This window comes from Tahibacter caeni, from assembly GCF_024609805.1.
GTDB classification, from domain to species: Bacteria; Pseudomonadota; Gammaproteobacteria; order Xanthomonadales; family Rhodanobacteraceae; genus Tahibacter; species Tahibacter caeni.
In genome coordinates this window covers 1-10,217 of record NZ_JANFVR010000168.1, presented here as the reverse complement: position 1 = coordinate 10,217, position 10,217 = coordinate 1, and the positions used below count along the sequence as shown (strand labels likewise).

At 69.5% G+C, this 10,217-nt stretch carries 6 protein-coding genes; 2 read left to right on the top strand and 4 right to left on the bottom strand.

The window, feature by feature from the left end:
- Positions 1-172 precede the first annotated feature (172 nt).
- The 4 genes from NON22_RS14440 to NON22_RS14425 all read right to left on the bottom strand — a co-directional run bounded on the left by NON22_RS14440 (position 173) and on the right by NON22_RS14425 (position 8,721).
- The gene (locus NON22_RS14440; protein ID WP_257387647.1) at positions 173-1,105 is read right to left on the bottom strand and encodes a 5'-nucleotidase; all 933 of its coding nucleotides are present in this window, start codon (positions 1,103-1,105) and stop codon (positions 173-175) included.
- Between the two features lie 76 nt (positions 1,106-1,181).
- Positions 1,182-2,711, bottom strand: coding sequence for a S8 family serine peptidase (locus NON22_RS14435; RefSeq protein ID WP_257387646.1), 1,530 nt, complete (start codon positions 2,709-2,711; stop codon positions 1,182-1,184).
- Positions 2,712-2,889: 178 nt separating this feature from the next.
- A complete protein-coding gene (locus NON22_RS14430) occupies positions 2,890-3,654 on the bottom strand; it encodes an NAD kinase (RefSeq protein WP_257387645.1) in 765 nt (254 codons plus the stop codon).
- Between the two features lie 123 nt (positions 3,655-3,777).
- Positions 3,778-8,721, bottom strand: coding sequence for an NAD-glutamate dehydrogenase (locus tag NON22_RS14425; RefSeq protein ID WP_257387644.1), 4,944 nt, complete (start codon positions 8,719-8,721; stop codon positions 3,778-3,780).
- A gap of 285 nt (positions 8,722-9,006) precedes the next feature.
- Here NON22_RS14425 and NON22_RS14420 point away from each other — a divergent pair, with 285 nt between their 5' ends.
- Together NON22_RS14420 and NON22_RS14415 are read left to right on the top strand one after the other, a co-directional pair.
- Complete coding sequence (locus NON22_RS14420) at positions 9,007-9,657, top strand: TetR/AcrR family transcriptional regulator (protein WP_257387643.1); 651 nt, start codon at positions 9,007-9,009, stop codon at positions 9,655-9,657.
- Positions 9,654-10,217: efflux RND transporter periplasmic adaptor subunit (locus tag NON22_RS14415; protein ID WP_257387642.1), on the top strand; the 564-nt coding region annotated here is incomplete at its 3' end. The genes NON22_RS14420 and NON22_RS14415, both read left to right, overlap by 4 nt.

Here is a 10,217-nt window from a genome sequence, read left to right as displayed (position 1 = left end):
GTGGCCGGCGCCGCAGCGACCGCTGCCGCCGCTGTCGGCACTGCCGTCGCCGCTGTGGCCGGCGCCGGCACCGCAGTTGGCGGCGTCGGCGCCGGCTTCATCCCGACATAGGCCACGGCCGCGACGAGCGCGACGGCGACCGCAACCGCAACCCATCCCGATAGTCGGCGCATCAGGGCTTGGGCTCGTTGGAGACGCCGTGCGGCACGTGGCCGGTCGCGACGTGACGCCGCGCCGACTCGGCGTTCGCGCGCGAGTCGTCGAAGAAGATGTCGGCGCCGAACGCTTCGAGGAACGGCCCCTTGTCGCGGCCGCCGAGGAACAGCGCCTCGTCGATGCGCACACCCCAGGCGCGCAGGGTCAGGATCACGCGCTTGTGCGCCGGCGCCGAGCGCGCCGTGACCAGGGCCGTGCGTATCGGCGACTGCTCCAGCGAGAACGCGCCCTGGATGCGATGCAGCGCATCGAGGAAGCCGCGGAACGGGCCGCCCGGCAGCGGATGCGCCGCATGCTCGGTCTCGTGGCGGTGGAACGCGGCGAGGCCCTGTTCCTGCGAGACGCGCTCGGACTCGTCGCCGAACAGCACGGCGTCGCCATCGAACGCGATGCGCAGCTGCTCCGACGCCGCGGTCGGCGCCTTCGACGGCAGGATGGTCGCGGCCGCGACGCCGGCGGCCAGCGCGTGCGCGACGTCCTCGGGATGCGCCGACAGGAACAGGTCGGCAGCGAACGGCTGCACATAGGCATGCGTCGGCGCGCCGTTCGTGAACGCGGCGCGCTCGATAGCGAGACCGTAGTGCTCGATCGCATTGAAGATGCGCAGGCCGGTGTCGGCCGAGTTGCGCGACAGCAGGATGACTTCGACGCGCGGCGCGCCGCTGCGGCTCTGGTTCAGGCGCAGCAGCTTCTGCACGAGCGGAAACGCGATGCCCGGCGCGAGCAGATCGTCCTCGTGCTGCATCTGGTAGTTGCGGTAGGCGTCGAGGCCTTCGCGCTCGAACAGCGCGTGGCTTTCGCCGAGATCGAACAGCGCGCGCGACGAAATCGCGACGACGAGGCGGTCGTCGACGGTGTCGGCGGCAACGGGCAGCGGTGTTTCGTCCATGAGACGCAGTGTAGCGCGCCGCTGCGCGGAGCCGCCGGAGCGCGGCGGCTCCGGCGGCGCGAACGCCGGAGCCGGCTTACCGCACCGGCGCTTCGAAATTGTCGGCGAAGATCTTCTCGGCCTTGTCGAACGCCGCGACGAGATCGATCTGGCCGTAGCCCTGCACCGGGTTCGGGAACGTGGTCGGCGCGATGCCGCCGCAGGTCTGCGTGCTGCTGGTCAGCGGCACGGCGGTGGAGCGCAGCAGAGCCGCGACCGCGGCAGGATTGCCCTTGAGGCCGGGATGGAGCTGCATCATCAGCGCGACCGCGCCGGCCGCGTGCGGCGCGGCCATGCTCGTGCCGCTCTTGCTGCCGTAGGCCGTGTCGCTGGCATTCGTGATCGAGCGCACGCTGGAACCGGGCGCGACCACGTCGGGCTTGTTCGATGCGCCCGTGCCGGGGCCCGCGGCGACGGGGCCGCGGCTCGAAAACGTCGACATCGCGTCGGCCGACGTCGTCGAGCCGATCGTGAACACGTTGTCTAGCGTGCCGGGCGCCGAGCCGATCGTGCTGCAGGACGAGCCTTCGTTGCCGGCCGAGGCGACGAACATGATGCCGCCGGCGATCAGGTTCTCGATCGCCGTCCGGATCTCGGTGCCCGCGATCGCCGTGCAGCCTTCCGACGCCGGGCAGCCCCAGGAATTGCTGATGACGTCGGGCGCCTTGTCCGGGTCCGGGTTCGCGCCGGCGAGATCGGTCGGCGCGAGCAGCCACTGCGCGCACTCGTTGTAGGTCGCGGGCGTACCGTTGCCCGCGTTCATGTTGCGGCAGCCTATCCACTTCGCGCCGGGCGCGACGCCGACCTGGTTGCTGCCGCCGTCGTCGCCGACCATCGTGCCGATCGTGTGCGAACCGTGGCTGTCGTCGTCGCAGGGCTGCGGCGAATCGGCCGGGCAGCTCGCGTTGGCCGAGTGGATCGAGTCGTGCCAGTTGTAGTTGTGGTCGGCGACCTGGTTGACCGCGTCCCAGCCGCGGTATTTGCCCTTGATGGCCGTATGCGTCCAGCGTATGCCGGTGTCCTGGCCGGCGATGACGACGCCGGCGCCGTTGATGCCGCGCGCCCAGACCTGCGGCGCCTTGATCTTGTTGACGCCCCATTCGATCGCATCCGGCGCGAGCGGCAGCGACGCGGTTTCTTCCGGCGCCGGCAGCCGCAGCGCGATCGCGGCGTTGGAACCGATCGCCTCGACGTCGCTGCGCGCGGCCAGCGCCTCGAGCTGGGCCGGCGTCAGCTGCGCCTGGATCGCGTTGGTGATCCAGAACGGCCGGTACGGTACGCCCTGCGCGTCGAGCCAGCCGCGCAGGTCGGCCTGGGTCACGTCGGCCGTCGCGCGCAGCATCTCGACCAGGGCGCGGCGCCGCTCGAGATAGCTGCCGGCGTTGCTCAGCAGCGATTTCGGCGCCTTGGCACGCAGCACGATCAAGGTGTCGACCGATTTGCCCGTGGCGGCCTCGGTCCGGAGCACGGCATCGACATCGGCCGCATGGCCGGCCAGCGCGGTGCAGGTTGCCGCAAGGGCGAGCGTGGCCCGGACGAGCAACGAACGCAGTGAGAGTGAATGCATCGGTGAGAGTCCCCCAAGAGAGTGGCAGCTGCGGTGCTCTGGCGCGCGGTCGGCGGCCGTCTGCCTCCCCTGCGGACGACGCGCCCAGGCGTTCGACGATAGCCGCGAATGCGCAACCGGTGCAAACAGACGGCGACAACTCGCCGCCGGCCGCCGCCGAGTCCGCCGCGGCCGGACTTCAGACCTCGAACTGCTCGTTGAGGATGCGGTCCTCGAGGTTGTGCTCGGGATCGAACAGCAGGTTCATGACGCGCTCGCGCGATTCGTGCACGGTGACCTCGACGATGTCGCGGACCTCGTAGGAATCGGCCGTCGCGCTGACCGGACGCTTGTAGTGGTCGAGCACCTCGAAGCGCACCTGGGTCGCCGACGGCAGGATCGCGCCGCGCCAGCGGCGCGGCCGGAACGGGCTGATCGGCGTCATCGCGAGCACGCTGGAGCCCAGCGGCAATATCGGGCCGTGCGCGGACAGGTTGTAGGCGGTGGAGCCGGCCGGCGAGGACAGCAGGATGCCGTCGCAGACGAGCTCCTCGAGCTTGACTGCTCCGTTGAGCGAGACGCGCACGTGCGCGGCCTGCTTGGTCTGGCGCAGCAGCGAGACCTCGTTGAACGCCGTGGCCGTGACGCTGGAACCGGATTCGGTCTGCACTTCCATGACCAGCGGCCGCAGCACGGTCGGCTGCGCGCGCGCGATGCGCTCGTCGAGCGTGTCGACCTGATATTGGTTCATCAGGAAGCCGACCGTGCCGAGCTTCATGCCGTAGACCGGCAGGCCGCGCGTGTTGTGCCGGTGCAGGGTCTGCAGCATGAAGCCGTCGCCGCCGAGCGCGACGATGACCTCGGCCTCGTCGATCGGCGCGTCGCCGTAGCGTTCGCGCATCAGCGCGAGCGCGGCCTGGGCTTCTTCGGTCTTGCTCGCGACAAAATGGAGGCGCTGGCGCATCGCAGGCACGGCTGTCCGGGGTGGCGGCCGAGTGTAACCCGCGATCGCGATGCAATTGCGGCGATCGGCAGACCGCCGCGTCGATCCGCGGCCCGGCGGCCGGAGCCGCCGGGCCTGCGGCGATCAGCGCGCGCCGGCCTGCACGAGCTGGGCCAGGCGGCGGACCGCGACCGAGACGATCGGATAGTCGGTCACGACCTGGCTGCGCATGTCGGCGAACATGCCGAGCGTGAACTTCAGCGAGGCGTCGTCGCGGTTGAGCCACTGCTCGACGAGTTCGGCGCCGCCGCCCTTGCCGCCCTTGAGCACCTGTGCGGCCAGCGCGCGATGCTGCTGGTACAGCTCGTCGCGCAGCGAGCCGCGCGCATGCGCGTGCCAGCGCGTCTCGACCGGCAGTTCCTCGACCTTGGACATCAGCCACTTCAGGTGCAGCGCTTCGCCGAGCGCGAAATGCACCTGCGCGACGCGCGCCACGTCGAGGCCGTTGTCCTGCGCCGTGTCGATGATGTCGAACGCCGAGACCAGCGCCGGCACGCCGGCCAGCTGCGCGGCCAGCTCGTCCGGAAAGCCCTGGCCGACCCAGCGCTCGCGGGCCGCGTCGAATGCGGCGCGCTCGCTCGGCGACAGCGTGTCGATGAGCCCGCGCTTGAGCGCGAGCATGCCCGGCTGGTAGCGCGCGACGGCCTTGGCGATGTCCAGCGACTCGCCGGGCTGGTTCAGCAGCCAGCGCGTCATGTTGCGCAGCAGCTGCCAGATCACGAGCAGCGCGTCGATCTGCGCGTTGCCGTTGACCTTGCCGTCCAGCGCCTCGATGCCGGCCCACAGTTCGCGCGCATCGAGCACTTCGCGCGCGATCGTGTAGGCCTTGGCCACCGGCGCCGGCGCCTGGCCCGTGTCTTCCTGCATGCGCAGCACGAAGGTCGCGCCCATGCGGTTGATCATCGAGTTGGTCACCGCGGTCGCGATGATCTCGCGCTTGAGGCGGTGGCGCTCCATGTGCGCCGAATACTTTTCCTGCAGCGGCTCGGGGAAATAGCGCTTGAGCTCGCGCGACAGATAGGCGTCTTCGGGCACGTCCGAATCGAGCAGCTGCTGGAACAGCACGATCTTGGAGTACGACAGCAGGATCGACAGCTCCGGACGCGTCAGGCCCAGGCCGCGCGCCTTGCGCTCGGCGAACTCGGCGTCCGACGGCAGGAATTCGATCTGCCGGTCGAGCAGGCCCTGCGCTTCCAGGGTGCGCACGAAATGCTGCTTGGCGCCGAGACGGCTGACCGACATGCGTTCCATGACGCTGATCGCCTGGTTCTGGCGATAGTTGTCGTTGAGCACGAGGCGTTCGACCTCGTCGGTCATGTCGGCGAGCAGCACGTTGCGCGCCTCGAGCGTGAGCTCTTCGCGCTGCACGGCGTCGCCGAGCAGGATCTTGATGTTGACTTCGTGGTCGGAGGTGTCGACGCCGGCCGAGTTGTCGATGAAGTCGGTGTTCAGCAGCACGCCGTTCATCGACGCCTCGATGCGGCCGCGCTGGGTCATCCCGAGGTTGCCGCCTTCGCCGACGAGCTTGCAGCGCAGCTCTTTGCCGTTGATGCGGATCGCGTTGTTCGCGCGGTCGCCGGCGTCGGCGTTGGTCTCGGCCTCGGCCTTGACGTAGGTGCCGATGCCGCCGTTCCACAGCAGATCGACGGGTGCCTTCAGGATCGCGCGCATGAGGTCGTTCGGCGAGAGCTGGCTCACGTCCTCGGCGATGCCGAGCGCGGCGCGGATTTCCGGCGAGACCGGAATCGTCTTGGCCGTGCGCGGGAACACGCCGCCGCCCTTGGAGATCAGGCCCGTGTCGTAGTCGGCCCACGACGAGCGCGGCAGCGCGAACATGCGCGTGCGCTCCTTGAACGAGATGGCCGCGTCGGGATTCGGATCGAGGAAGATGTGGCGGTGGTCGAATGCGGCGACGAGGCGGATGTGCCTGGACAGCAGCATGCCGTTGCCGAACACGTCGCCGGACATGTCGCCGATGCCCACGCAGGTGAAGTCCTCGCTCTGGCAGTCGCGGCCCAGCGCGCGGAAGTGGCGCTTGACCGACTCCCAGGCGCCCTTGGCCGTGATGCCCATGCCCTTGTGGTCGTAGCCGACCGAGCCGCCCGAGGCGAACGCGTCGCCGAGCCAGAAGCCGTGGTCGGCCGAGATCGAGTTGGCGATGTCGGAGAACGTGGCCGTGCCCTTGTCCGCGGCGACGACGAGGTACGGATCGTTGCCGTCGTGGCGCACGACGTCGCGCGGATGCACGATCTGGCCGTCGACGATGTTGTCGGTGATGTCGAGCAGGCCGTTGATGAACATGCGGTAGCAGGCGATGCCCTCGGCGAGCTGCGCGTCGCGGTCGCCGCCGACCGGCGGACGCTTGACGAAGAAGCCGCCCTTGGAACCGACCGGCACGATGACCGTGTTCTTGACCATCTGCGCCTTGACCAGGCCGAGCACTTCGGTGCGGAAGTCCTCGCGGCGGTCGGACCAGCGCAGGCCGCCGCGCGCGACCGGACCGAAGCGCAGGTGCACGCCTTCGACGCGCGGCGAGTAGACGAAGATCTCGCGATAGGGCTTGGGCTTGGGCAGGTCGGGCACCTGCGCCGGGTCGAACTTGAAGCTGACGTAGTCCTTGGGCTTGCCGCCGTCGAGCTGGTAGAAGCTCGTGCGCAGGGTCGCGCGGATCACGCCCATGAAGCTGCGCAGGATGCGGTCCTCGTCGAGGCTCGCGACGCGGTCGAGCAGCACGCGGATCACGCCGATGATGCCGTCGGCCTGGGCTTCGCGCGATTCGCCGCGCGCGGCGTACAAGGTCTCGAACGCGAGCGCGTTGCTCGTGCGCACGTCCTCGGGCACGAGCGCGTCGAGCTCCTTGGCCAGGCGCTTGCGCGCCTGCTCCACGTGGCTCTTGCTCGCGCTCTCGCGCGCCGGATCGAACTTGGCCTCGAACAGCTCGACCAGCAGGCCGGCGATCGCCGGGTACTGGTTCAGAGTGGCTTCCATGTAGGCCTGCGAGAACGGCACGCCGGTCTGCAGCAGGTACTTGCAATAGCCACGCAGCATCGACACCTGGCGCCAGTCCATCTGCGCGCCGAGGATGAGCTTGTTGAAGCCGTCGTTCTCGGCCTGGCCGCGCCAGATGCGTTCGAACGCGTTCTGGAACGCCTCGCGCACTTCGTCGATGTCGAACTCGCAGGCCGCGGCGGTCTGCACGTCGAAGTCCTGGATCGAGATCGTCGATTCGCCGAGGTCCATCTCGTACGGGTGCTCGGACAGGATCTTCAGGCCCATGTTCTCGAGCATCGGCAGCGCTTCGGACAGGGTGATCGGCGCGCCGTAGCGGAACAGCTTGAAGCGCAGGCCGTCGCCCTTCTTGCGCGCGCGGTACAGCGACAGGCGGATGTCGTCGGGCGTCTTCAGCGCCGCGGCGGCCTCGACGTCGGCGACGGCCAAGTGCGGCGTGACTTCCTCGATGTAGCTGGCCGGCAGCGCCTTGCCGTAGCGGTTGGCGAGCTTGAGGCCCTTGTCCTCGCCGTGCTTCTGCACCAGCGCGTCGCGCAGCTCGTCGGACCAGTTGCGCACGATCTGGCCGAGCTTGGCCTCGATCTCGGCGACGTCGTACTTGGCGCGTTCGCCGGGCTTGGGCCGGATCACGAGATGCAGGCGCGCGAGCGCCGACTCGCCGACCTGCACGGTGGAATCGACGCGGTCGCCGTGCAGCGCGCGCTTGAGCATGGCCTCGATGCGCTCGCGCGTCGCGTTGTCGAAACGGTCGCGCGGAATGAACACGAGGCAGGAGAAGAAGCGGCCGTACTTGTCGCGGCGCACGAACAGGCGCGAGCGCGTGCGTTCCTGCAGCTGCAGGATGCCCATCGCGGTCGCGAACAGCTCGTCCTCGGTGGCCTGGAACAGCTCGTCGCGCGGCAGCGTCTCGAGGATGTGGCGCAGCGCCTTGCCCGAATGCGATTCGCGCTTGAGGCCCGAGCGGGCCATGACCGATTCGACCTTCTGCCGCACCAGCGGCACGTCCTGCGGGCGGCGCATGTAGGCGCCCGAGGTGAACAGGCCGAGGAAGCGCTGCTCGGTCACCGGCACGCCGGCGTCGTTGAAGCCGAGCACGCTGATGTAGTCCATGTAGCCCGGGCGATGCACCGTCGCGCGCGCGTTGGTCTTGGTCAGGATGATCGCATCGGTCGAGCCCGACTGCGGCAGCTCGCGCGCGACCAGCGTGTTCAGCGGACGCGGCGCGGCATCCTCGTCCTGCCGGAGAATGCCCAGGCCCGAGTTCGGCACGGTCACGAGCGCGTCGACGCCGTTGGCCTTGTCGACGACGTATTCGCGGTAGCCGAGGAACGTGAAATGGTCGTTCGCGACGAAGTTCAGGAATTCCTGCGCCTCGGCCACGCCGGCCGCGTCGACCGGCAGCTTGCGCTGCGGCAGTTCGCGCGACAGCTGCAGCATCTTTTCGCGCATGGCCTGCCAGTCGTTCACCGCGGCGCGCACGTCGTGCAGCGCGCGCGCCACGCCCTGCTGCAGGCGCTTGAGCTCTTCGGCCTCGGCCACGCGGCTGGTCTCGAAATGCATGACCGATTCGGCCTTGCCCTTGCCTTCGGCGGCCAGCGACAGCACATGGCCGCCGGCGTCGCGTTCGATGCGGTAGACCGGATGCACGATCGCGTGGACCAGCAGACCGGCGGCGCTGACGGCCATGCCGACCGAGTCGACGAGGAACGGCGCGTCCTCGGTGACGACTTCGATCACGGTATGGGCGGATTCGTAGCCCTGTTCCTCGAGCGTCGGATTGAACACGCGAACCGACGAGGCGCCGGCCTTGCGCACGCGCACGAACTCGAGCAGGTCGCGGGCCATCGCGGCCCACTGCGCCGCGGGCCGCGCGGCGAGATCTTCCTCCGTCACGCGATGCAGCAGGTGCGACGTGAACGCCTGCGCCTCCTTGAGCCTGGCTGCGCTCAGCGTGCTCTTGAGTTCCGTCAGCACGGCCTCGACGGCCGGCGCCTGCACATTCTCGCTCTTGGCGGACATTGGCTTCCCTAGAAACCTGGACGAAGGGGCGCGCAGGATACGCCTCCAAGTCCGCTGAATCCAGCCGAAAATTCCCTAAAAAACGGGCGTTTAACGCTGGGTCATAGACCTGCTGCAGTGCTCCGCCCACGCTGCCGATTACCAGTGCCATTGCAGAGCGCAGGCACGGGGCCGCTTTGCTGCGGCGCGCCATGAATGCCGACTTTGGTCGATAGGCGGTCGACGCGGCGGCGACCCGCCGCTATCCTGCGCCGATTCCTGAACTGGACGGTACAGTCCAACCCCATGCCCGCTTCCGTCTCCAGCACCTCCCGGCGCCACCAGCGCATGCGCGAGGCCGCGATCGAGCTCATGTTCGAAATGGGCTACGCGGTCAGCATGGACGCCGTGGCCCAGCGCGCCGGCTGTTCCAAGCAGACCGTCTACGCGCATTTCGGCAGCAAGGAAGGCCTGTTCCGCAGCGTCGTCAACGAGCTGCTCGGCCCGATCGGCGCCAACCTCGCGACCGATTGCGAGAATCTCGAAAGCGCCCTGCGCCAGTTCGCGCGCGCGCATCTCGAACACCTGGCCGAACCGCGCACGGTCACCGCCGTGCGCATGCTGACCACCGACATCGCGCGCTTTCCCGAAGAGGCCCGGGCGCTGTTCAACGCCGGCGCGCTGTCGATACAGCAGCGCCTGGCCGACTGCCTCGCTGCGGCCATGGACCGCGGCGAGCTCAGGCACGAAGACCCGTCTGCGCTGGCCGAAATGCTGCTCGGCATGCTGGTCGGCTTCGACATCGACCGCCGCCGCCTCGGCCTGGCCGGCCGCGATACCCCGCAGCAGCGCGCCGACTGGGCCGACCGCGTGATCGATGCGTTCCTGAGGGCGTATCGTCCGCCTGCGGCCAGCAGTTCCCCGTCTACAACACCCTCGCCAAGGATGCCCTCATGAGCCCGCAGCCCCTGCGCCTGCTCCTTCCCACCGTCCTCCTGCTGAGCCTTGCCGCCTGCGGCAAGAAGAACGAAGCGCCGCAAGCTCCGCCACCGCCCGAAGTCGGCGTCGTCGTCGCCAGGGCCGGCGCCGTGCCGCTGACGCGCGACCTGGTCGGCCGCCTCGCCGCGACGCGCACGGCCGAAGTCCGCGCGCGCGTGCCGGGCATCGTCGAGCGCCGCCTCTACGTCGAAGGCAGCGATGTGAAGGCCGGCCAGCCGCTGTTCGAGATCGATCCGGCGCCGCTGAAGGCCGCGCTCGGCGCGCGCGACGCCGCGCTCGGCCAGGCCCGCGCCAATGCGGCCAACGCCGACGCGAAGGCCAAGCGCTATCAGGATCTCTCCGCGCGCGGCGTCATCGCCAAGCAGGATCTCGACGACGCGGTCGCCGCGCAGCGCACGAGCGCGGCCGCGGTGCGCCAGGCCCAGGCCGACGTCGAGGCCGCGCGGCTGAACCTCGGCTATGCCGCGGTCACCGCGCCGATCGCCGGCCGCGCCGGCCGCGCGCTCGTGACCGAGGGC

Excerpts from the sequence above, each read along its gene's own strand:
- NON22_RS14440 (WP_257387647.1), bottom strand. The coding sequence starts at position 1,105 with ATGGACGAAACACCGCTGCCCGTTGCCGCCGACACCGTCGACGACCGC.
- NON22_RS14435 (WP_257387646.1), bottom strand. The coding sequence starts at position 2,711 with ATGCATTCACTCTCACTGCGTTCGTTGCTCGTCCGGGCCACGCTCGCC.
- NON22_RS14430 (WP_257387645.1), bottom strand. The coding sequence starts at position 3,654 with ATGCGCCAGCGCCTCCATTTTGTCGCGAGCAAGACCGAAGAAGCCCAG.
- NON22_RS14425 (WP_257387644.1), bottom strand. The coding sequence starts at position 8,721 with ATGTCCGCCAAGAGCGAGAATGTGCAGGCGCCGGCCGTCGAGGCCGTG.
- NON22_RS14420 (WP_257387643.1), top strand. The coding sequence starts at position 9,007 with ATGCCCGCTTCCGTCTCCAGCACCTCCCGGCGCCACCAGCGCATGCGC.